Below are 20,635 nucleotides of genomic sequence, written 5' to 3' on the forward strand. Positions count from 1 at the left end.
GCTGTGCGGTCCCTGAGGCTCCGCACCGCGTCCCTCCGCGGTCCCCCCACCGCCCCCGCGGCCCCGCCTGCAAGCGCTCCATGCGGCGTTCGCGGGTTGCTATTGGTCGATGAGCTCGTGCGCCAGGAGGCCCATCACGTACTCGTCGACGTGCTGGCCACCGACAAACTGCGCTTCTCGGAGCGTGCCCTCTTGTTGGAAACCGACCTTCTCGTACGAGCGGATCGCTCTCGGGTTTGTCGCGTAGACGTGGAGGTCGATTCGGTGGAGATTCAGGTGGCGGAAGGCGAAGCGGCAGAGGGTGCGGACGGCGTCGGTGCCGTAGCCGTGGTTCCAGTGGGGCTTGCCGATCCAGATGCCGAGGTTCGCGCTCCGGTTGCGAAGGTTGAGGAAGCGGAGGCCGCAGCCGCCGATCGGCTCGCCGTCGAGGGTCTCGATGATGAGGTTGACCTCGCTGTCGGAGGTTCGCGACGTGCGGATCCACTCCTCGAAGCCCGAGACCGGCTGCGGGAACGGGAAGCTCAGGCCGGCCAGGACCTCGGGGTCGTTGAACAGCGGGTTGAGGCGGGCCGCGTCCTCGGGCTCCGGGGCCCGAAGACGGACCAGCTTCCCTTCCAACGGATGCCGGATCCGTCCGCCAGCGCTCATGGACGCCGAGCATAGAGGGACGCCGCTTCACCGGCCCTCCGACGCCGCCTACACTCCCGGGGATGCCGCGCTGTGGTGTCTGCGGTGAGGACAATCCCGAGCGGGCGAAGTTCTGCCTGAATTGCGGGGCGACGCTCCAGGCCGCGCCGGCTCCCTCCCGCGAGACCCGCAAGACCGTCACGGTGGTGTTCTCCGACGTCACCGGCTCCACGCAGCTGGGGGAGCGCCTGGACCCGGAGACCCTCCGGCGACTGATGTCCCGGTACTTCGCCGAGATGAAGACAGTGCTGGAACGGCACGGGGGGACCGTGGAGAAGTTCATCGGGGATGCCGTCATGGCGGTGTTCGGGATCCCGGTGCTCCACGAGGACGACGCCCTGCGGGCCTGCCGGGCTGCCGTGGAGATGCGGGAGGCCCTGGCCGCCATGAACAAGGAGGTGGAACGGGACCTGGGGGTGAGCATCGTGGCCCGCACAGGCGTGAACACCGGTGAGGTGGTGGCGGGCGATCCCGCTGCCGGGCAGACCCTGGTCACCGGCGACGCCGTGAACACGGCCGCCCGCCTGGAACAGGCCGCTCCGCCGGGGGACGTGCTGATCGGCGATCCGACCTACCGCCTGGTCCGGGACGCGGTGGTGGCCGAGCCGGTCGAGCCCGTCGCCGCGAAGGGCAAGGCAGAGCCGGTCCCGGCGTACCGGCTCCTCGAGGTGCATCCCACCGCGCTCGGGCATGCCCGCCGCCTCGACTCGCCGATGGTGGGACGGGACCGCGAGCTCAACCTGTTGCTCCAGGCGTTCGACCGGACGTCCTCCGAACGCTCCTGCCACCTGTTCACCGTCCTGGGCTCGGCGGGCGTGGGCAAGTCCCGGCTGGTGGCGGAGTTCCTGGGGCGGGTGGGCGACCGCGGCACGGTGCTGCGGGGCCGGTGTCTGCCCTACGGCGAGGGGATCACGTTCTGGCCGGTCGCGGAAGCCGTCAAGCAGGCCGCGGGGATCGAGGACGGCGACACGCCGGAGCGGGCCAGGGAGCGAATCGCGGAGCTGGTGGCATCCGAGGAGCACGGGCAGGTGGTGGCCGGCCATGTCTCGCAGGTGCTCGGCCTCATCGCCGACTCCGCCGTCCCCGAGGAGACGTTCTGGGCGATCCGCGCGCTGTTCGAGGCCCTGGCCCGGAGGCGGCCGGTGGTGCTGGTCCTCGACGACGTCCACTGGGGCGAGGCCACCCTCCTGGACCTCGTCGAGCACATCGCCGACTGGTCTCGGGACGCTCCGATCCTGCTGGTGTGCCTGGCTCGGCCGGAGCTGCTCGACGCACGCCCCGCGTGGGGCGGCGGCAAGATGAACTCGTCCTCGATCCTGCTCGAGCCGCTGTCCGCGGAGGACGCGTCCACGCTCGTCCACAACCTGGTCGGGGCGGCCGACCTCCCCACACAGGTGGCTGACCGCATCACCGAAGCCGCCGAAGGCAACCCGCTGTTCGTCGAGGAGATGCTCGGCATGCTCATCGACGAGGGCCTGCTGGTTCGGGAGGGCGGCGCATGGGCTCCCGTCGGGGACCTGTCCACGGTGTCCGTTCCACCGACCATCCAGGCGCTCCTGGCGGCGCGGCTGGACCGGCTCGGGATCGACCAGCGCGCCGTGATCGAGCGGGCCTCGGTGGTGGGCAAGGAGTTCTGGCGGGGCGCCGTGATGGAGCTCACGCAGGAGCCGCTTCGACCGGCCGTCCCGGAGAGCCTGATGGCCCTCGTGCGGAAGGAGCTCATCCGGCCGGGGCGTTCAGCCTTCGCCGGCGATGAGGCCTTCCGGTTCCGGCACCTGCTGATCCGCGACGCGGCCTACGACTCCATCCCAAAGGAGGTCCGCGCGGAGCTCCACGAACGCTTCGCCGCCTGGCTGGAACGGGCCACCGGCGATCGAGTCGTCGAGTACGAGGAGATCCTGGCGTACCACCTGGAGGAGACCGTCCGGTACCGCTCGGAGCTGGGGCAGACGGACCAGCGGACAGCGGCGCTCGGTGAGGAGGCGGCCGAGCGGTTGGCGTCCGCCGGACGCCGCGCGCTGGCCCGGGGCGACATGACCGCCGCCGCGAACCTTCTCGGTCGTGCCGTGAAGCTGTTGCCGAACAACTCCGAGTTCCGGGCCTGGCTTCTGCCCGATCTCGTCGAAGCGCGGATCGAACACGGCGACCTTGCCAGTGGCGTCGAGGCACTCGACGAGGCAGACCGAGCCGCAGAAGCCCTGGGCGACGTCGGGCTCGGGTGGCGCGCCCGGATCCTCCGGGCATTCCTGAACATGTCCATGGATCCAAGCGGCAGCCAGGCGTCGGCCCTGCCACTGCTCGAGCAGGCCGACCGGGAGCTCGACGCGATCGGAGATGTGTCGGGCAGGGCTCTTGTCTGGAACCGGAAGGGGTTGCTGTTGTTCTGGCTGGGATCGTGCGCGGAGGGCCTGGAGGCCATGGAGCAAGCCCTGGCGCTCGCCCGCGCTGCCGCCGACCGTAGGGTGGAGATCGACAGCCTGGCGCTCCTCTTCGGCCCGCTGCTGTGGGGCCCGACCCCGGTCAATGAAGCGGAGCGCGCGGCCCGCGGGCTTCAGGGCACGCAGCGGCTGGAGGCCTTCGCGCTCGGGCTCCGCTCCTACCTGGCCGCCCTCACCGGACGGGCGGATGAGGCCCGAGCACTGAGCATCGAGTGCCTCCGTATCCTGCGGGACATCGGGAATCGGCTCATGGTGGCCGTGGGCCAGGCCATATTCGTCGGCGAGGTGTTCAAGCTGGCCGAGGACCTCGAGACGGCCGAGCGGATCCAACGCGCAGGCGTGGATGAACTCGCCGCAATGGGCGAGACCGGGTACCTCTCGACCGCCGCCGGATATCTCGCCGACACGTTGCTGTCGCTGGGGAAGCCCGAGGAGGCATCCCGGTACGTGGAGATGGCACGGGATCTCGGGCAGGAGGACGATTTCTCCACGCAGGTCCTCTGGCGGCGGGCGCACGGGCTCATCCTGTCCCGCCAGGGCCGCCACGAGGAGGCGGAGGCCACGCTGCGGGATTCCCTGGCCATCGTGGAACGCAGCGACTACCTGGTGGAGCACGCCGACGTGCTGGCCGCGCTCGCGGAGGCGCTCGGCTCGGCGGGCCGACCGGAGGAGGCCGCGCGACGCGTGCGCCAGGCGATCGCCATGTACGAGCGAAAGGGCGCGACGCTGCTGGCAGACCGGGCACGCTCGCAGCTGGCGGAGCTCGAATCTCACGGCTGACCGGCGGTCAGTCGTGCGGTAGAGTCGCCGGCGGCATGCTCCACCCCTTGTTTACGCCCGAGCACGAGGAGCTTCGGGCCAGCGTGCGGGCGTTCGTGGAGTCCGAGCTGGCGCCGCACGCGGCGGAGTGGGAGCGCGCGGGCGAGTTCCCGAACTCGGTGTTCGAGCGGATGGGCGACCTGGGGCTGCTCGGGCTGCGGTATCCGCCCGAGTACGGTGGGCAGGGCGGCGACTGGGGGCACGCCATCGTGCTGGCCGAGGAGCTGGCCCGGGGCGGCTCCGGCGGCGTCGGCATGGCCATCGCCGTGCAGTCCGAGATGGCCACGCCGCCCATCCACCGCTACGGCACCGAGGAGCAGAGGAAGCGCTATCTGGTCCCCGCCATCCGGGGCGAGAAGATCGCCTGCCTGGGGATCACCGAGCCGAACGCCGGCTCTGACGTCGCCGCGATCGAGACCACCGCGGTCCGCGACGGCGACGGGTGGGTGATCAACGGCCGGAAGATGTTCATCACCAACGGGGTCCGGGCGGACTTCTGCCTGTTGGTGACCCGAACGGACAAGCCGGCCGGCTACGACGGGTTCTCGCTGTTCCTGGTGGACACCTCGACGCCCGGCTACGGCGTCTCCCGGAAGCTCGACAAGCTGGGGATGCGGTCCTCGGACACCGCGGAGCTGGTCCTGGACGACGTCCGCGTGCCCGGCGACGCGCTCGTGGGAACCGAGGGAAAGGGCTTCTACCAGATCATGTGGGAGCTCCAGGGGGAGCGGCTGATCGGCGTGGCGGGCTCGGTGGCCGGCGCGTGGCTGGCCATGCAGCGGACCCTCGAGTACGCCAAGGAACGGCGCGCGTTCGGGCACTCCATCTCCGAGTTCCAGGTCATCAAGCACCGCTTCGCGGAGATGGCCACCGAGCTGGAGGCGGCCCGCCAACTCACCTACGACACCGCGCTGGCCTGGGAGCGCGGCGAGTACCCGGTCAAGCAGATCTCCATGGCCAAGCTGTACTCGGGCGTGGTGGTGAACAGGGTGATGAACGAGTGCCTCCAGGTCCACGGGGGCTACGGGTACTCCGCGGACTCGTGGGTCCAGCGGGCCTGGCGGGACACCCGCCTGTTGCGGATCGGCGCGGGGACCGACGAGGTCATGCGCGAGGTCATCTCGAAGCTCATGGGGACGGCCGGTGGCATCCAGTTCGCCCCGTAGCCGTTTCCACGACATCCCGCGGTTCGGGCTCTTCACCGACGACCACGACCAGCTCCGCGCTTTGGTCCGGGACTTCGTCCAGCGGGAGCTTCGGCCGTTCGCGGACGAGTGGGAACGCGACGGCGACTTCCCGGTCCGGCAGGTCGTCCGGCAGGCCGGGGACCTCGGGCTGTTCGGCGCGAAGTACGAGGAGGCGTACGGCGGCACGGGGCCGGACCTGGTCGCCGACGCGGTGATCACCGAGGAGCTGGCCCGGTGCGGCTCGGGCGGAGTCGCCGCGGCGCTGGGCGCGCACAAGGACCTGGGGCCGTACTACGTGTACCGGTTCGGGACCGAGGAGCAGCGGCAGCGGTGGCTGGTCCCGGCCGTGGCCGGCCGGGCCATCGGCGCGCTGGCCGTGACAGAGCCCGGCGCCGGATCCGACGTCGGAGGCATCGAGACCCGGGCCGCCCGTGACGGCGAGGACTGGGTCCTGACGGGCCGGAAGACCTTCATCACGAACGGCTCGATCGCGGACTTCGCGGTGGTCGCGGCGAAGACGGACCCCGAAGCGGGCCACCGCGGCATCACGCTGTTCGTGGTGGACCGCGATGCGCCCGGGCTGTCGTCCAGCCGGCTGGAGACGGTGGGATGGCGCACCTCGCACACCGGCGAGCTGGCCCTGGACGGCGTTCGGGTCCCCGACTCCCAACGCCTCGGCGAGGTCAACCGCGGGTTCTACGCGATCATGGCCAACTTCCAGTGGGAGCGGCTGGCCATGGCTCTCGCGGCGGTGTCGGGCGCGGAGCGGACCCTCCAGCTGGGCATCGACTACGCGGCCGACCGCCAGGCGTTCGGCCGGCCCGTGGGGAGGTTCCAGGTGTGGCGCCACCGGTTCGCCGACCTGGCCACGGAGATCGAGGCCGCCCGTTCGCTGGCCTACCACGCGCTGCGGACCATGGCGGCCGGCGAGGACGCCACCATGCTGGTGTCGATGGCGAAGTGGTACTCGGCCGAGCTGGGCTGGAAGGTCGCCGACGAGGCCCTCCAGGTCCACGGCGGGTACGGCTACATGATGGAGTTCCCAGTGCAGCGGGCCTGGCGCGACGCGCGACTCGGCCCCATCGGCGGCGGCACGACGGAGGTCATGAAAGACGTCATCGCCCGCCTGCTGGGGGCGTGACCCCGAAGCCTTGCGACTGATAGCTCATTTGCTATCATTGCAGCGTGAACGCGGCCCGGATCCTGAACATGGCCCGGCGCCGGGCCGGGCTCTCCCAGCGCGAACTGGCCCGCCGCTCCGGCATCCCCCAGCCGTCCATCTCGCGAATCGAGCGAGGGCTTGGATCCCCCACGGTGGACACCCTGGAGCGGCTCCTCCGTGCGTGCGACATGGAACTGGAGCCCGTTCGGACGCCGCGAGAGCACGACGTCGATCGCACGCTCATCGACGAGCGGATCGAGATGACCCCCGACGCGCGCCTTCGTCGGGCCACCCTCGAGTGGGTGAGGACGGAACCCTTCCGCCGGGCGCGCTCCGTCGGATGAGCGATACGGACTTCGCCCCTCTCGACGTCTTGGAGGGTCTGGCCAAGCACGGGGTGCGCTTCGTCCTCATCGGTGGACTTGCCGCTTCGGCCAGGGGATCGCCCGTCATCACCGGCGACGTGGACATCTGTTATTCCCGTGACGCCTCGAACCTGGAGCGCCTCACCGCGGCTCTTCGAGACCTGGGGGCACGACTTCGAGGTCGCGGGGTCCCACCCGACCTACCCTTCATCCTGGACGCTGCGACTCTGGAAGCAGGGGACAGCTTCACGTTCGGCACCTCGGCAGGGTCCGTGGACATCCTGGGGACGCCGTCCGGGACTCGCGGGTTCGAGGATCTGAATGCAGCAGCGACGGACATGTCGATCGGAGGTGTGGTGGTCAGGGTTGCGGCCCTGGACGACCTCATTCGCATGAAGTCTGCATCCGGAAGGCCGAAGGACCGGGAGCACCTGGAATGGCTTCGGGCCCTTCGACAGGAGACGGACGGGGGCGAATGACCGCCCCTTGCGGGTCCGCCGCCCCCGGTGGTTGACTCCCACCCGTGAGCGACCACGCGATCGGGGACCTCGCGGAGGTCCTGGACAACCTGGGGGTGTTCGGCGCCCATCCGGCGGACCTGGCCGAGCTGTGCCCGACCGGGTTCCGGCGCATCGCCATCTCCACCGGGCCCGACTATTACATCTCGCTCCAGGCGTTCGCCCCGAACCAAGTCGCGTATGCGCATTCGCACCCGGACTCCGAGGAGTGGGTGGTGATCCTGGGGGGCGCGGGGGAGGCGAAGTTCGGGCCCACGCCCGTCCCCCTCGCCACCGGCGTCGTGGTCGGCCGGGGCGCGACCCACCCCCACGGGTTCCTGTCCGGCGACGAGCCCATGTACCTGCTGTCGATCCAGCTCCCCCGCCCCGCCGAAGGCATGACCACGTGGGACGAGCCGGGAACCACGACCGACCCCGTGGCCTGCGGCAGCGGCGGACGCTGTCGCCGGTGCTCCCGGTGCGGGGGCCACAGCGCCCCCGGCCCCACCGGGGCCTGGCGCTGCGAGAACTGCAACTTCTCGTTTCCATAGCCGCTGACCAGCGCATTCTCGGCCGCTGCTAAGCAATAGCTAAGATCGTTCGGCGTGGTGGCCCAGCGTGAGCGAGACCTCCTGGAACGCTCCGTCCACGCTATCGCCCAGCACGCCCGGGACGCCTACGCGCTGATCGAGGAGCTCCACGCCGCCGGCTTCCCGGCTGACGGCCCCACGGTGCTCGCGGCCAAGCGCCTCCGCATGCAGCTGCTCACTACGAAGGGCGAGCTGGAGCGGGAGCTCGGCCGATTCGTCCGGGACTGCCTGCGGTGCCAGCGGACGGTGCATTGGGTTCCCGGGGTCGGCCCTGAGCCGGGCCACTGGGCGCACGCGGAGCCGGCGCCACCCGGCCATCAGCCGGTGCTGAAGTAGGGGGCCGCCCGCTCTAGGCTTGCACGATGAGCGATGAGCCGCGGCCCTGGCGGATCAGAGAGGCCACCCGCGACGACCTTCCGTTCATGGCCGAAATGGCCCTGCCCTTTGACCCGCCGGCGAACCCCCGGGCCGTTGTCGATTGGGGCCGACCCGGAGACTTCGCGCTCGTGGCCGAGGTGGGCGGTCGCCCGGTCGGGGCGGCCTGGTATCGCGAAGAGCCCGACTACATGCACGGTCCCATCCGGCCTCAGAACCGCGAGGTCTTCATGGGGATAGTCGAAGCGGAGCGTGGGCGAGGTCTTGCCAACCACCTTATGGAACGCCTGATAGAACACGCCAGGCAGGGACCCCCGAGACTGGACGCGCTCGTAGCGATCATCAGCCCCAAGAACCCTGACTATGGCCGCGCCGTCGCCCTGTGTCGGCGATTCCAGTTTGAGGAGCCTCCGTCAGACAACGGGCGCTGGCTACTCTTGCTTGTCTGAGGTCAACCGCCACCGCGCCTTCGGCCCCACCAGCATCCGCCGCACCTCCTGGAAGTAGCGCGGCGGCCGGTGTCCGTTCGAGTAGGCGGCGTGGAACGCGGCCACACGACGGGCCAGCCGCTCGGGGAAGGTCCGCTCGAGCTCGGCGGCCGCCTCGTCCGGGGGAAGATGGCGCACCCCTCGGCGGTCCCATTCGGTCGAGCCGCCCCACACGCCGGCCGCCGCCGCCTCGGTCGCCACGCCTTCCCCTAGACGCACCCTGACGCGCCGTAGGGACTCCGCCAGGCACTCCCCCCGGACCGGACAGCCGGCGCAGGTCAGGAAGGCCAGGAGGACCTTCGGGGAAGGCATCTGCCGGTCCTGGCCGAGCGAGAGATCGGAGAGGAACACGTCATCCTGACCGGCGCAGGCGGCATCAGCGTGCCACTCGTTGCGCTCCAGGGCCTCCAGGAACGTCGAGCAGGCCGACGTGCCCGCGTCAGCCCGCAGCGTGTCGAGCACGCCCCCAGCGTCCAGGACGCGTCTAGGAACGCGGTCAGGTCTTCCCGCGAGCCCTGGCCGGTTGCTTCGTCTTCGTGGCGGGAGCCTCCACCACGTCGCCGGCCTCCAGGAGCCGGCGGGCCGCCTCCTCGGGCAGCTCCACCACCTCGCCGGCCCTGTACACCTTGCCCTCGTGGTTGACCTGGGTCCGCTCGGCCACCCGGACCCGCATCTTGTTCTCGGCGCCCGCTCTCACAGCCCGGTCACCTTCACGATGGCCTTGGGCCGCTCCACCGCGAGGGCCAGGCGCTCCTCGGCCCGGAACAGCACGATGTTGGCCTTCCACTCGGCGAGACCCCCGTTCGGGTTGGTGTCCACCCGGGGAGACTCCCGGACGTAGGCCGTGGCGGCGAGCTTCAGGTTCGCCACGATGCCCGTGCCGGCGGGCATCTGGGTGGTGAGGACCACGGGGGCGGACCACAGGCGAGACGGCGCGGGGTCCAGGGGATCGCCGGCCAGGTAGCGGCCGGTGGAGTCCTTGGTCAGCCGGACGGTGGACCAGTTCGCCGGGTTCAGGATGATGACGTCGGGCTCGGTGTACGCGGCGCCCGTGCGCAGGTCGGAGGTCGCGGAGAACAGGGTCTCGATCTGCGCCTCGGTCCCCCGGGCCCGGGTCAGGATGCCGGTCGTGGCGAGCAGGCCCGTGAGGTTGGGGGCGGTGCCGTTGCCGTTGAGCAGCTGGTCGTTCTCGGCCTGGATCAGCCCCGCCAGGAGCTCCTGGCCGAGCACCGAGGTGAACGCGTCGAAGTCCTGCACCGTCTCGTAGGTGGCGCGGGCAATATGGGCGACCTTGCGAATCGGGGCCGTCACCGACTCCCAGGTCGGGGATGACTCCGGCTTGTCGGCGCCTTCGGCCACCGTCGCGGCGGCGGAGGCGGCGGCGAGCGCCCGGAAGTAGATGACGCTCGGGCTCTGGGTCGCCTGGACCTTGATGTAGTCGAGGACCCGGGTCTGCTCCCGGAGGTACGGGAACGGCGACAGCCGGTACTCCGCGACCGTGGCCATCGGGTCGGCGGTCGAGTCGATGACCTTCGTCTCGATCCGCCCGGCCATGGCGGCCTTGTGGAGATCCCGGACCGCCGACTCCGAGAGCGCCAGCGGCGGGGCTCCCATCGTGCGCCACGACCCGGCCCCCCCGGGGAAGCCCGTCTCCGGGGGCGGCTCGGTCGGCCCGGAGCTCGGAAAGGAGCCGGCCTGGAAGCGCTTCTCTGCAGCCTTCAGGCCCTCGGCGGCGTCCTCGTACCCCTGGTGCAGGCGCTCGATGTGCCGCGCCGTGGCGGGGTCGGCTGTCTTGCCCTCGATGCCTGCCGCGTCGCGGGCGCCGGCGAACTCGCTCCATGCCTCCTGGGCGCGGGCGCGGGCCGCTCTCAGGTCTCTTGTGAGTGCATCGGTGTTCACGGACGGACCTCCTGGATTGGGGGCCAGGAGGTCGGTGGGCTGGGGAACCGCAAGCGAACTGCCGGCCTCCTGGGCCGGGTTGGTTCGGGATGCGGCTCCTCGTGGGCGCCCGCGTGGGGCGCTACTTGGCCGGCGGCTCAGTTCTCGCCCCGGGCGGAGCTTCCTTCGCCGCGTTGGTCTGAGGGTCAGGCGGGCGTCAAGGAACGGCGTCGCGCAGCATCGCCCAGCACGCATCGAGCGCAGCGAGGGCGGCCCTGCGGTCGAGGCTGCCGAGGGCACTGTTCGCCTTGTCGAGCGCGGCGGCGATGGCCTGGGCGCGTAGATCCTCCTCGGCCAGCCCGAGCTCGTCGCCGTTCACGCGGCACACGAGCATCCGGTCAACGGCCATGGCCAGGATGAGCTCAACGTTCGCCAGCCACACGGCGGCGAAGGACGAGGGGTTCCGGGCCTCCTGGTGGTAGCGGGCCTGGAGCTGGTCGAGGCGGGCTCTCGATGATGTGAGCGCGGTCTGGGGGTCGGTGTCGCCCGCGGCGAGAGCCCGCTCCATGCGTTCGTAGAAACCGAGCTCGCTCATGCCTCGTACTCCGCGAGCCAGTACCGCACGGCCGCCCGGACCTCGGCCGAGAGCGAGCGGCCGTAGGTTCGGGACAGCGCCTCAAGCCGCTTCACGACCTCGGGGTCCTCCATGACCACCACCCGCCGCACGTACATCGCGGGGGGGCCGGGTGGTCTCAACCTCGTCGTCCGTCGTGCGCCCATGTCTCTGCCGACAGTTGTACCGGTCATGGCAAGGAATCCGAGGCGGCCAGGCACGAAAGGGTCGAGCCGAAAACTGTCACGCGCGTGCGTGACGCCACACGAGTGTCCTGTGTGAGCACGACCTCAGAGATTTTGACCACCCCCCCGCCCCCGTGTATGAGGACGGCCTCATACACCCCCCACCGTCATACAGCACGGGGATGGTCAAGTTGGTTTACGAGCTTGCGCCCCGGTCTTGGCCCAGTGGCACTGACGGCACAGCGCGTGTAGGTACTCGATGGCGTCGGGGTTCGCTACTCCGCTACGGACTAGCACTCGGCGGGGTGGTTCGTGATCCACGTCTGTCGCTGGTGCGCCGCATCGTTCGCAGGTGGGGTGGTCGCGGAGGAAGGCTGGGCGTATCTGGTAGCGCCACGGTCCTCGGTCGTACACGCCCGTTGAAGTCTTCGGACGCTTGTGGGTAGAGCAGGGTGAGGGCCCGTTGCAGAAGAAGCATCGAGTGGCTGGGACCATCGGCATCGACTGCCCCCTACGCCGGCTCGATGCGGAGCGCGACCATCTGCCCCTCCTCGTCGCGCTCCACGACGGCCCTGCGCTGATGCTGAGCCGCCAGCTGCTTGGCCAGGACGTGGACCTGGGGGAGCGCCGTCACGTCGATGGAAACGCCTGCCGGTTCGTCGTAGGCGATGGAGACGCCAGCCCCGCAGTGGGGACACTCAAGCTCCTTCTCACGCCTCAGCACTTTCCACGTCAACGCGCCCGAGCGCACTAGCGAGCCCACTTGTCGCGGCTCGGCGGCCAGTTCGGCGTTCAGTTCGTCACCCGTCAGTTCGTCACCCGTCAGTTCCTCATGCACGTCCTGCTCCTCTCTCTCGGTCGTGTCAGTGGGTCATGCGATCCTTGGGGGTTCGGCGTCTCGTAGACCTCCCGCTCCGAGGAGATCATCGCCGCCGGGATGCTCACGCCGCTATCCTCCCGGCCCGGCATTCCTTCCGATGCCGCAGCCCGCGGGCTATGGACTGGGCCACCGCCCACCGCAGTTGCTCCGCCAGATGGCATCGGATTTCCAGCCACGCCGGCACCCTCCCGAACCCGTATAGCTCGACCTCGCGGCGGAGACTGGCCCGCCACTCATCCAACCGCTCGACCTCGCGGCGGAGCGTGGCAAGCTCCTCGGGCGGGCAGTGGGCCACTCGCCGGCAGGGCTCGGCCGGGCTCTTTGCGTCTGCGACGAAAGCGACCGATGCGACCGAAGCCCCGCTCGCGCTCACCGGACAGGCCCTTCGGTCGCTTTCGTCGCTTCGGTCGCAACGTAGGAGACGCTCCGGGACCGGCCGCCGGTCTCCTCGGTGCGGGTGACGATGAGCCCACGACGCTCCAGGCCAGCCCGTGCTCGGGCCACCTCCGCGGAGCGGTGCCGCCCGAACAGGTCGCGCTGAGCCGTGAAGTCCAGCCCCGCCGAGCCGGCCGCCTGGATTGCTTCGAGCAAGCGGTCGGCCACGGGGTCGCCGGTGGCGTCACCGAAGATGCGGACCGCGGACTGCTCCGCGTATTCCCACACCGCATAGGCGGAGAGGACGTGCTGGCCTTCGATTACGGGGGAGCCGTCGAGCAGGGCGTAGGCCACGGACAGGCGGAGGCACTGGGCCTGGGCGCGGGCCGTCACCGCGCCGACCAGCCCCTCGGGACCGTCAGCGAGGCGGCGATAGATGCCGTCCCAGAACTCCTCGGCCTCCTCGGAGCGATGCATCCGGCCGATGCGGCGGGCCGCGGCGAGGGCTTCGTGGAGCCGCCGCACCAGCCCGTTCAGCTTGTCCTCGGGGAAGCTCTCGCCTCGGGGGAGCAGCTTCGAGCGCCGGGCCAGGAGGTACAGGAACCGATTCGCGAACCCGTTCGCCATCTCGGTGTCCGATAGGCGCCGGGTGAGCTCTGCCGCCGTGACGTGCGCCAGGACGCCGATGTGGGCGCCGGTGGCCCGCAGCGGATCCTTCCTCGTCATCACCCGGAGGCGGCCGTCGTCCCACGCTCCCCGGAGGACCGTCGACAGGATGTTGCCCTCTCGCCCGGCCACGGCCAGGACGCGGGCGAACTCGGGCTCGAACACGAACAGGCGCTTGTCGGCCACGCCGGGGTCGTCCTCGTCCACCCCGTCTCGGACTGCGGCGATCAGGCCCTCCCCTGAGGACAGGCCGGAGGCCACGCAGTCCGCGGCCCATGCGGGGTCCACCCGGGAGAGCACGTCCCGGGCCCGGGAGTAGGAGGTCCCCTTCCGGGAGCGGGAGGTCTCCCCCACCACGACCACATTGAGGCGGGCGGGGTGGCGGTCGGACTCGGCCACCGCGTGAGCACCGTCGCCCGCGGCGTTGCCGAACATGACAAGGAGCGACCCGAGCAAGGCCGCGGGGTCGGCTTCGGAGTACGGCTCGACGGCCCGCACGAACTCCCCGGCCAGCCCGTGCAACGCCTCCGGGTCGAGCGTCGGCCACGGCGGGCCACCGGGGGCTGCGAATGCGACCAAAGCGTCAGAAGCGACCGAAGAAACCTGGGCCGAGGCTACGTGTTCGAACAGGCCCTCGGCGGAGCCGCGGTCCAAGACGTGCCGGGCGTACCGTTCCAAGTCAGCCCGCTGCTTCGGCGGGCGGCAGTGGTTCGCGTTGTAGAGCTCCAGGTGCTCCACGATCTCGGCGAATCCGAGCCCGCGACGCGCCAGGGACGCGGCCAGGGAGGACAGGATGCGGAACCGGCCCTCGCCGTCGTGGAAGACACCCGAGAGGTCCTGGGGGGCTGGCTCCCGCTCGGCGTGGCCGTTCAGCATCCAACGCGGGACGGGGACGGCGCGGCTGCGGTACAGGTCGCGGAACAGGTACCGCCGTCCGTTGGGTCGCGGTGTCGGGGGGGCCACGACGTAGGCCCCTCGTCCCCGGAAGTCCAAGCCGTCCCCCAGTGTCGCGGTGCCGGCATCCCCGGCGAAGTAGAGGTGCCGCCCACCGTCGTCGCCTCCGGTCGATACGGTGAGCGTCCGCGGAAGCGGCCCGTGGCGAGCCTCCAGGGCGGCCAGGGTCTCGTTCCCGCCCTTGCGAGGGTCCACGTCCAGCACCACCAGGCCGTCCCCGCAGGCGATGCCCACGCCGGCCCGCGGCTCGGCCTTCCACCAGAAGCGAATCCGCTCGGGGTCGGTGGTGGCATCCTTCAGCCCGTTCGGGGCGAACCCCTTCGCGGACAGCGGGTGCTTGCCCGGGGAGTCGCACTCGGCCACCTTCCAGCACGAGCAGGCCCCGTCCTGGGCCGGGAACAGCGGGAGCACTGGCCGGCCTAGCGCCGCGTAGGCGAGTGCCGCCCCGAGGAGGTCCGGCGGAATCACGAGCGGGGCCACAGAAGCCACCACTTGAGCCGGACAAGCAGGCCCCTCCACCGGCTGCGGTGCCAGTGGCCGTCATGCCGCCGGTAGCCGAGCCGGCGGGCCGTCCTTCTGGCCCAAGGGTCCTCGGGCTTCACGGCCGGGTCCTGTCGCCGCCTAGAGCCCGCACGACCTCCGACCGCAGGATCACGAGCCGCCTTTCGCTGATCCGGACTCCGTGGTCGCGGAGCAGCCCGTAGGCCCACCTCCTGGGCATCGACCACGGCGGGGACATGAGGTCCTGGGCGGTGAGCCAGGGGCGCTCAGTCACAGGGCGCTCAGATCGACACTGGACATCTCCGCGAGAGCTCGGACATACCCGGCCAGGTGCTCGCCCCGAGGCGTCTGCTTGCCGGATTCCCACCGGCAGACGGTGGCCCTGGAGACCCTGAGGGACCGGCCGACGTCCGCCTGGCTCGCGCCTGCCGCCTCCCGGATCGCCCGGCGGATGACCGGCGACGGGAGCATCCTCCTGGTGCGGACGAGGTCCCTCAGCGAATCCGCTGCGGCTTCGGCGGTCACGTCGTCTACGCTCACGCCTCCACGGTAGCACCGGCGCAACGGGTGTCGGGCGTTGCGTCGCTATCGTTTCTGCCAGCTTCCGCACCCCCCCGGGGGTTGCGTCAGGCTGGGTCCCTGTCACGTCGCGCAACACATGGCAACAGGTCGCAACAAAGTGGTAACGTCCCTCCCGTGGACAGGTGGACAAAGGAACAGGCTTTCGAGCAGCCCGGCTTCCCGTGGCGGGTGACGATCACCTTTGCGAACCGCGACGGCCAGCTGGTGGTCACCAGGGTTGACGTGTCCGAGCGTGAGGGTTCACCGCCGGGCGGGATCACCGCTACGCGGTTGCGAGAGCTCGCTCTCGGCCAACTCGTGGGCCGTTTCTGGCGCGAGTCCGGCGAGCAGAAGGTTTCCGTTGAGCCCAGCGACCGAAAGCACCGACTGCCGGACGAGTACCTCCGGCAACTAGTGGCCAGACGATGGCTGCTGGAGCGGGTCGGCGAGCCTACGCCGAGGAAGCGCTTGGCCCAGGAGTTTGGCCGGACCCCCATCGAGATCCGCAATCACCTAACGGCTGCCCGCCGGCGCGGGCTTGCCATTGAGCGACTGCCTGACGAGCTTCCCGACTGGATCGAGGGCCTGCTCGTAGAGAACGTTCACACCCCCGGCGAGGTCATGTCCGGGAACCTGGTGGCGACCTCCCCCAACGAAATCACCATCGTCCAGCTTCCGACCCCGCCGACTTCGGAGAACAAGGAGGAGAAGTGAACCTCGAACGCACCGACACGCCGGGCCTGTACCGCCGGAACGGCCGATGGGTGGCGGTGGCTACCTTCCGCGAGGGCGGGAGGGCCAAGCAGCGGTGGATCACCCGGGACACGAAGAAGGCGGCCCTGGACGCCAAGCGGACGTTCCTCACCGACGTTGACCGCGGCTTCCGCCCAGCGAAGGCCACCGGGACCGTCTCCGCGTTCATGGAGGACTGGCTCAAGGCACTTGAGGTCGCCGGCCGGCGACCCCTCACCCTCCGGAGGTACCGGAGCACCATCCGGAACCAGATCGACCCGACGGTGGGGGACGTCGCGCTACGGGATCTGGACTCCGATCAAGTCCTCGGCCTCCTGGCCGGCATCCCGTCGCGCTCCAGCGCCGCCTTCACCTACACGGTGCTACGGGCCGCGATGCGCCACGCGGTCCGCACGGGCGTGCTCGTGGCCGACCCCTGCCTAGCCGTGCGCCGGCCACGGGTGGAGCGGGATGAGGCACGCCACCTATCGGCCGAGGAGTCGCTTCGGATGCTTGAGGCAGTCCGGGGCGACCGTATCGAGTCGGCCGTCGTATTGGGGCTCGCCGGGGGGCTTCGCGTCTCCGAGGCGATCGCCGTCACGTGGCGGGACATTGACTTCGCCACAGGCGTACTCACCGTCTCCCGGTCCTGGTGGGGGCGAACCAAGTCGGGGAAGACCCGGAGCCTGTATTTGCCGACCAGCGCGCTGGCCACGCTCAGGAGGTACCGGGCGTGGCAGGCCGAAGACCTGCTCCGGGTCGGGGTTCGCCAGACTGAGGACACCTGCGTCGTCGCCACGGCCCTCGGAGACCAGATGGCGGAGGCCCGGTTCCGGGGCCTGTTCGCGGCGTTTTGCGCCGAGCACGGCTTCGACGCGACCTTCCACACGTTGCGCCACTCAAACGCCGTGGCCCTGTTGTCCGCCGGGGTGGACGTGAAGACCGTCGCCGGTCGGCTCGGGCACGACGCGGCGGTCCTGCTGCGGACCTACGCGCACTTCATCCCGTCGGCGGACCAGGCGGCGGCGGAGCGGTTGGAGAACGTGCTCGGGCAGACCGCTGCTAAGAACTAGCTAAGATCGCAGGACGCAACAGGCTCAACATGCGGTCCGTCGCGTCTCCCGAGCATGGCCCCTGACCAGCGGAAACGTCCCCCGGCGGACCAGGGCGACCCGGGGTGAACCATGCGTCGGAGAACTGCAACTTCTCGTTCGCGTAGCCTTTCTGCGGCCGTGTCGCGGGTATGGCTCATGGTCCGGCAGATCATCGTGTGGTCGGCGGTCGCCTGGGCGTCGGCCGCGGTGATGGGTGCGCTCATCTCGCTGGCCCGTCGCGATCGATTCTCCAGGAACTTCGGGGTCGGCTGTGCGATCGCGTGATTCATGATGGTCCTGGCGGGAGCGGGGAGCCTCGGGTGGGACCCAGGGTTCAATCGGACGCGAACCTGGGGCCTGCTTGGAGGAGCACGGCAGGAGCCAGAAGAGCCTGACGAGGGCGGCGAAGGATTGACGCTGCTCGGGATCGCGCTGTTCGTGGCGCCGCAGCTGATCTGGGTGGGGTTCTCGCTCCTCGGGTAGGGCCAGGCCTGGCGGCTGGGCTGGGTAGGACAGCACCGAGAGGGCGGCGTCCGAACGAACCCATCCCGCCTTCCGGCCGTAGTACTACATGGCGCTCCCGATCCGAGGAGGTGCTCGCATGGCCGAGCAGCGGACCGGATACCGCGGCGGATGGAAGAAGTGGGTGGCCATCTACGCCGTCGCCGCGGTCGTGATCTACCTCATCGTGTACTTCGTGTTCTTCCACCACGGCGGCGGCTACGGTGGCGGATCGAGTGGCGGAGGCGGCTACTGGGCATCGCCCTTCCCGCCGCAGCGAGGACGCTCTGGTCGGGCCGGAAGCGACCGTCCGGCCAGGCGTAGCGAGCGACCGGCTGTCCCGGCCGGGAGCGGCTAGTATGCGCACGGCCCCCACGCCCTCGCGAAGGAGTCGTCCGTGGCCGAGCCGAACGGCAAGCGCAGAATCGACCGGATCCAGGGCCCCGGCTACGCCGAGGACCTGGAGCGCCTCCCCCTGGACGAGGTGAGGCGCCGCCGGGACGAGTGCCTGGCCGAACGGGAGTACCAGTCCCTGCTGCGGAGGCTGCTGCAGGGTCGCCTGGACATCCTGAGCGCGCACCTCGACCATCGCCGGGCCGGAGACGTCGAGCCGTTCGGACCCGACGACGAGTCGATCGTGCAGGAGCTGGCCCACTCGATGGCGCCTCCCGGCGGCGGCTCGGGGTCCCGCGGCGAGGTCCTTCGACTGCTGGTCCCGCCCGAGGAGATGAGCCTGGCCCGGCGGCGGGTGGAGAGCCTGATCGCCGACCCGGCCATCTCGGACCCCCGGGCCCTTTCCGACGACGATCTGGCCGAGGTCGTGGATCGCCTCCGCTCGGAGGAGCAGGGCGTCTCGGCGGACCGGGCCGCCGTGATCGAGGCGCACGACCGGCTCCAGGCTGAGCTTCGGCGCCGGTACCGCGACGACCCCTCCCTGATCGTCACCTAGCGATCCGACTTCTCGACTAGGCTCGATCGGGTGAACGATCCGGCCACATTGGTCCGTGTGCTCCGATCGGGGCTCGAGGAGTCCATCCACCTCGGCCATGTGGCGGTGTGGGACGCGCAGGGTCGCCTGCTGGCGCACGCGGGCGAGCCGGAGCAGTCCGTGTTCGCCCGGTCCTGCATGAAGCCCCTCCAGGCCGCCGTGTCGCTCTCCGTGATGGGCGACGACGCCGAGCAGCTCTCCGATCGAGAGGTCGCGGTGATGTGCGCCTCGCACAACGGTGAGGAGGTCCATGTCGCCACGGTGCTGGGCATCCTGGGACGAGCCGGGCTCGACGCCGAGGCCCTGCGCAACCCGCCCGGATGGCCCCTCGATCCCGACACCATGGCGAACGCCGGGGCCCAGCGCCGCGAGCTGCACAACTGCTCCGGGAAGCATGCCGGGATGGTCCTGGCCACGGTGCGGGCCGGCTGGGACCGGTCGCAGTACCTGGAGGCCACAGAGCCGCTCCAGCAGCGGGTCCTCCAGGCGGTGCTGCGGGGGACGGATGCACCGGAGGTCCGGGTGGGCATCGACGGCTGCGGCGTGCCCGTGCACGGGATGGCGCTGTCTCGAATGGCGATGCTTTTCGCCCGCCTGGCGGACCCCGATCGGTGGGACGCCCTGGGACCGTTCGTCCGGCGGGCCACGGCGGCCATGGTCTCCGAGCCCTACCTGGTGGCCGGAAGGAAGCGCACCGACACGGCGGTGATGGAGGTGGCGCCGAACGTGGTGGTGAAGGGCGGCGCCGAAGGCCTCATGTGCGCGTCGGCGCTGGACCGGGGCCTGGGCGTCGCGGTGAAAGTGGCGGACGGGACGGCCCGCGCCGCCGGCCCCGCGCTGATCCATGCACTGGCCCAGCTGGACGTGCTGGACGAGTCCCAGGTCGACCGGCTCCGTCCCCATGCCCGCCCGGACGTGCTGGGGGGCGGCCGCCCGGCGGGTGAGATCGTGGTGTCATTCGACCTCACCTCCGACTAGCCTCCCGAGCCACCGAAGCGTTTGCTAAAGGCTTCCGCGCGTTTGCAACTGTTATACACCGGTAGTAGACTCACGTCGTGATGAAGACGAAGGCCGCTCTCGGGGAGTTCATCCGGACCCAGCGCCGGGGCGCGCAGCTCTCGCTGCGGGCCATGTCGAAGCTGGCCGGTGTCTCCCTGCCGTACCTGTCCCAGATCGAGCGCGGTCTTCGCCGGCCGAGCGCCGAGATCCTCCAGGCGATCGCGAAGGCGCTTCGGATCTCCTCGCAGACGCTGTACGTGCAGGCGGGCATCCTCGAGGAGCAGCCGCGGGCCGACGTCGTGGCCGCCGTGATGGGCGATCCCGGGCTCACCGAACGGCAGAAGCAGGCGCTCATCGCCGTGTATCACAGCTTCCGCGACGAGACCGACCGGCGCCGGGCCAGCCGCAAGCAGGTGCTTCCCGAGCAGCAGGCGGCAGCGCCCCCCGCGGTGGCGGCGCCGTCCGCGGAGGTCATCCCCATCTCCATCGACGTCCGGTCCGGCTCCGCAAGGACCCGGTCCCGGAACCGAGCGAGCGGGAGGGCGGAGACACAGGCTGATCCAAAGCCCTCACCCGGCTCCCCTTCGCCCTCCCGCTCTCCATCCTCTCGAGCGACCACGAAGGGAGGTGCACGATGACGGTACAGACGAAGGTCCAGGCCAAGGGCCGGGAGGCCCTGCACGCGGCCCTCGGGCTCGGCGACCTCGCGGTCGAGAAGACCAAGGAGTTCGCCGGCGGCGTCCGGGACTTCGACTTCCAGAGGTTCGCGACCACCCGCCAGCGCAAGTTCACCAGGACCTACAACGGGCTGGTGAAGCGCGGCGCGGCCCTGCTGTCGGGCGTGAAGCGCTCGCAGCCGGTGAAGCGGGCTTCCGAAGAGACGAAGGTTGCCCGGCGCCGGGTCAAGACCGCCGCCAAGAGCGTGAAGAAGGCGGCGGTGGCCAACGCCGAGGCTGCCCGGACCGCCGCGGAGAAGGTCGGCTGACGCCGGCCAACTCCACATGAGCGGCCACCTGTAGCGAACCCGTCCCGGGAACCCGGATCCGTCCAGGTCTCGAGGGCGGGTTCGTTGCATTCGGCGTCCTGCTTCGAAACGACTC

25 protein-coding genes and 1 pseudogene are annotated in these 20,635 nt (G+C 70.5%); 17 read left to right on the forward strand and 9 right to left on the reverse strand.

The window, feature by feature from the left end:
• Window positions 1-99: 99 nt before the first annotated feature.
• Entirely contained in the window at window positions 100-648 is a 549-nt protein-coding gene (locus tag M3Q23_13280; GenBank protein ID MDP9343031.1) for a GNAT family N-acetyltransferase, read from the reverse strand.
• A gap of 62 nt (window positions 649-710) precedes the next feature.
• Between M3Q23_13280 and M3Q23_13285 the strand changes: the two genes are divergently transcribed.
• The 8 genes from M3Q23_13285 to M3Q23_13320 are packed head-to-tail and all read left to right on the forward strand — an operon-like array spanning window position 711 to window position 8,569.
• On the forward strand, window positions 711-3,905 hold the full coding sequence (locus M3Q23_13285) for an AAA family ATPase (GenBank protein ID MDP9343032.1): 3,195 nt from the start codon (window positions 711-713) through the stop codon (window positions 3,903-3,905).
• Between the two features lie 35 nt (window positions 3,906-3,940).
• Window positions 3,941-5,110 (forward strand): acyl-CoA dehydrogenase family protein, encoded by a 1,170-nt coding sequence (locus M3Q23_13290; GenBank protein MDP9343033.1) that lies wholly within the window; start codon window positions 3,941-3,943, stop codon window positions 5,108-5,110.
• A complete protein-coding gene (locus M3Q23_13295; GenBank protein ID MDP9343034.1) occupies window positions 5,088-6,272 on the forward strand; it encodes an acyl-CoA dehydrogenase family protein in 1,185 nt (394 codons plus the stop codon). Before M3Q23_13290 ends, M3Q23_13295 begins: the two co-directional genes overlap by 23 nt.
• A 44-nt stretch (window positions 6,273-6,316) precedes the next feature.
• Window positions 6,317-6,637, forward strand: coding sequence for a helix-turn-helix domain-containing protein (locus M3Q23_13300; GenBank protein MDP9343035.1), 321 nt, complete (start codon window positions 6,317-6,319; stop codon window positions 6,635-6,637).
• Window positions 6,634-7,137, forward strand: a complete 504-nt coding sequence (locus M3Q23_13305; GenBank protein ID MDP9343036.1) for a hypothetical protein — start codon at window positions 6,634-6,636, stop codon at window positions 7,135-7,137. The genes M3Q23_13300 and M3Q23_13305 overlap by 4 nt, the downstream gene beginning before the upstream one ends.
• A gap of 44 nt (window positions 7,138-7,181) precedes the next feature.
• Window positions 7,182-7,706 carry a cupin domain-containing protein gene (locus M3Q23_13310; protein ID MDP9343037.1) on the forward strand — a complete coding sequence of 175 codons (525 nt, stop codon included), beginning with the start codon at window positions 7,182-7,184 and terminating at the stop codon, window positions 7,704-7,706.
• A 54-nt stretch (window positions 7,707-7,760) separates the two neighbouring features.
• Complete coding sequence (locus tag M3Q23_13315) at window positions 7,761-8,081, forward strand: hypothetical protein (protein MDP9343038.1); 321 nt, start codon at window positions 7,761-7,763, stop codon at window positions 8,079-8,081.
• Between the two features lie 26 nt (window positions 8,082-8,107).
• Window positions 8,108-8,569: a GNAT family N-acetyltransferase gene (locus tag M3Q23_13320; protein ID MDP9343039.1), complete on the forward strand. Its 462-nt coding sequence runs from the start codon at window positions 8,108-8,110 to the stop codon at window positions 8,567-8,569.
• A gap of 174 nt (window positions 8,570-8,743) precedes the next feature.
• On the opposite strand, the pseudogene M3Q23_13325 reads toward M3Q23_13320, so the two are convergent.
• From M3Q23_13325 to M3Q23_13360, 8 genes and pseudogenes are all read right to left on the reverse strand, one after another.
• Window positions 8,744-8,959: pseudogene (locus M3Q23_13325) on the reverse strand (WhiB family transcriptional regulator).
• A 145-nt stretch (window positions 8,960-9,104) separates the two neighbouring features.
• Window positions 9,105-9,305: a hypothetical protein gene (locus M3Q23_13330; protein MDP9343040.1), complete on the reverse strand. Its 201-nt coding sequence runs from the start codon at window positions 9,303-9,305 to the stop codon at window positions 9,105-9,107.
• Complete coding sequence (locus M3Q23_13335; protein ID MDP9343041.1) at window positions 9,302-10,507, reverse strand: phage major capsid protein; 1,206 nt, start codon at window positions 10,505-10,507, stop codon at window positions 9,302-9,304. The genes M3Q23_13330 and M3Q23_13335 overlap by 4 nt, the downstream gene beginning before the upstream one ends.
• 196 nt (window positions 10,508-10,703) lie before the next feature.
• Window positions 10,704-11,081 (reverse strand): hypothetical protein, encoded by a 378-nt coding sequence (locus M3Q23_13340; protein ID MDP9343042.1) that lies wholly within the window; start codon window positions 11,079-11,081, stop codon window positions 10,704-10,706.
• Window positions 11,078-11,218: a ribbon-helix-helix protein, CopG family gene (locus tag M3Q23_13345; protein MDP9343043.1), complete on the reverse strand. Its 141-nt coding sequence runs from the start codon at window positions 11,216-11,218 to the stop codon at window positions 11,078-11,080. Before M3Q23_13345 ends, M3Q23_13340 begins: the two co-directional genes overlap by 4 nt.
• Before the next feature lie 577 nt (window positions 11,219-11,795).
• Window positions 11,796-12,122 (reverse strand): hypothetical protein, encoded by a 327-nt coding sequence (locus M3Q23_13350; protein MDP9343044.1) that lies wholly within the window; start codon window positions 12,120-12,122, stop codon window positions 11,796-11,798.
• A 411-nt stretch (window positions 12,123-12,533) separates the two neighbouring features.
• Window positions 12,534-14,570 (reverse strand): bifunctional DNA primase/polymerase, encoded by a 2,037-nt coding sequence (locus tag M3Q23_13355; protein MDP9343045.1) that lies wholly within the window; start codon window positions 14,568-14,570, stop codon window positions 12,534-12,536.
• A 360-nt stretch (window positions 14,571-14,930) separates the two neighbouring features.
• A complete protein-coding gene (locus M3Q23_13360) occupies window positions 14,931-15,200 on the reverse strand; it encodes a helix-turn-helix transcriptional regulator (GenBank protein ID MDP9343046.1) in 270 nt (89 codons plus the stop codon).
• Window positions 15,201-15,356: 156 nt separating this feature from the next.
• Here M3Q23_13360 and M3Q23_13365 point away from each other — a divergent pair, with 156 nt between their 5' ends.
• The 9 genes from M3Q23_13365 (at window position 15,357) to M3Q23_13405 (ending at window position 20,520) form a co-directional block, all read left to right on the forward strand.
• On the forward strand, window positions 15,357-15,935 hold the full coding sequence (locus tag M3Q23_13365) for a hypothetical protein (protein MDP9343047.1): 579 nt from the start codon (window positions 15,357-15,359) through the stop codon (window positions 15,933-15,935).
• Complete coding sequence (locus M3Q23_13370) at window positions 15,932-17,026, forward strand: site-specific integrase (GenBank protein MDP9343048.1); 1,095 nt, start codon at window positions 15,932-15,934, stop codon at window positions 17,024-17,026. The genes M3Q23_13365 and M3Q23_13370 overlap by 4 nt, the downstream gene beginning before the upstream one ends.
• 159 nt (window positions 17,027-17,185) lie before the next feature.
• A complete protein-coding gene (locus tag M3Q23_13375) occupies window positions 17,186-17,332 on the forward strand; it encodes a hypothetical protein (protein MDP9343049.1) in 147 nt (48 codons plus the stop codon).
• Between the two features lie 3 nt (window positions 17,333-17,335).
• Window positions 17,336-17,530, forward strand: coding sequence for a hypothetical protein (locus tag M3Q23_13380; GenBank protein MDP9343050.1), 195 nt, complete (start codon window positions 17,336-17,338; stop codon window positions 17,528-17,530).
• Between the two features lie 118 nt (window positions 17,531-17,648).
• Window positions 17,649-17,906 (forward strand): hypothetical protein, encoded by a 258-nt coding sequence (locus M3Q23_13385; GenBank protein ID MDP9343051.1) that lies wholly within the window; start codon window positions 17,649-17,651, stop codon window positions 17,904-17,906.
• A gap of 39 nt (window positions 17,907-17,945) precedes the next feature.
• The gene (locus M3Q23_13390; protein ID MDP9343052.1) at window positions 17,946-18,497 is read left to right on the forward strand and encodes a hypothetical protein; all 552 of its coding nucleotides are present in this window, start codon (window positions 17,946-17,948) and stop codon (window positions 18,495-18,497) included.
• Between the two features lie 30 nt (window positions 18,498-18,527).
• Window positions 18,528-19,514 (forward strand): asparaginase, encoded by a 987-nt coding sequence (locus M3Q23_13395; protein MDP9343053.1) that lies wholly within the window; start codon window positions 18,528-18,530, stop codon window positions 19,512-19,514.
• A gap of 80 nt (window positions 19,515-19,594) precedes the next feature.
• On the forward strand, window positions 19,595-20,173 hold the full coding sequence (locus tag M3Q23_13400; protein MDP9343054.1) for a helix-turn-helix domain-containing protein: 579 nt from the start codon (window positions 19,595-19,597) through the stop codon (window positions 20,171-20,173).
• A complete protein-coding gene (locus tag M3Q23_13405; GenBank protein ID MDP9343055.1) occupies window positions 20,170-20,520 on the forward strand; it encodes a hypothetical protein in 351 nt (116 codons plus the stop codon). The genes M3Q23_13400 and M3Q23_13405 overlap by 4 nt, the downstream gene beginning before the upstream one ends.
• Window positions 20,521-20,635: the final 115 nt, after the last annotated feature.

It is taken from the genome of Actinomycetota bacterium, assembly GCA_030774015.1.
Taxonomy (GTDB): Bacteria; Actinomycetota; UBA4738; order UBA4738; family JACQTL01; genus JALYLZ01.

Excerpts from the sequence above, each read along its gene's own strand:
- M3Q23_13320 (MDP9343039.1), top strand. The coding sequence starts at position 8,108 with ATGAGCGATGAGCCGCGGCCCTGGCGGATCAGAGAGGCCACCCGCGAC.
- M3Q23_13405 (MDP9343055.1), top strand. The coding sequence starts at position 20,170 with ATGACGGTACAGACGAAGGTCCAGGCCAAGGGCCGGGAGGCCCTGCAC.
- M3Q23_13285 (MDP9343032.1), top strand. The coding sequence starts at position 711 with ATGCCGCGCTGTGGTGTCTGCGGTGAGGACAATCCCGAGCGGGCGAAG.
- M3Q23_13340 (MDP9343042.1), bottom strand. The coding sequence starts at position 11,081 with ATGAGCGAGCTCGGTTTCTACGAACGCATGGAGCGGGCTCTCGCCGCG.
- M3Q23_13305 (MDP9343036.1), top strand. The coding sequence starts at position 6,634 with ATGAGCGATACGGACTTCGCCCCTCTCGACGTCTTGGAGGGTCTGGCC.
- M3Q23_13400 (MDP9343054.1), top strand. The coding sequence starts at position 19,595 with ATGAAGACGAAGGCCGCTCTCGGGGAGTTCATCCGGACCCAGCGCCGG.
- M3Q23_13345 (MDP9343043.1), bottom strand. The coding sequence starts at position 11,218 with ATGTACGTGCGGCGGGTGGTGGTCATGGAGGACCCCGAGGTCGTGAAG.
- M3Q23_13380 (MDP9343050.1), top strand. The coding sequence starts at position 17,336 with ATGATGGTCCTGGCGGGAGCGGGGAGCCTCGGGTGGGACCCAGGGTTC.
- M3Q23_13385 (MDP9343051.1), top strand. The coding sequence starts at position 17,649 with ATGGCCGAGCAGCGGACCGGATACCGCGGCGGATGGAAGAAGTGGGTG.
- M3Q23_13280 (MDP9343031.1), bottom strand. The coding sequence starts at position 648 with ATGAGCGCTGGCGGACGGATCCGGCATCCGTTGGAAGGGAAGCTGGTC.
- M3Q23_13290 (MDP9343033.1), top strand. The coding sequence starts at position 3,941 with ATGCTCCACCCCTTGTTTACGCCCGAGCACGAGGAGCTTCGGGCCAGC.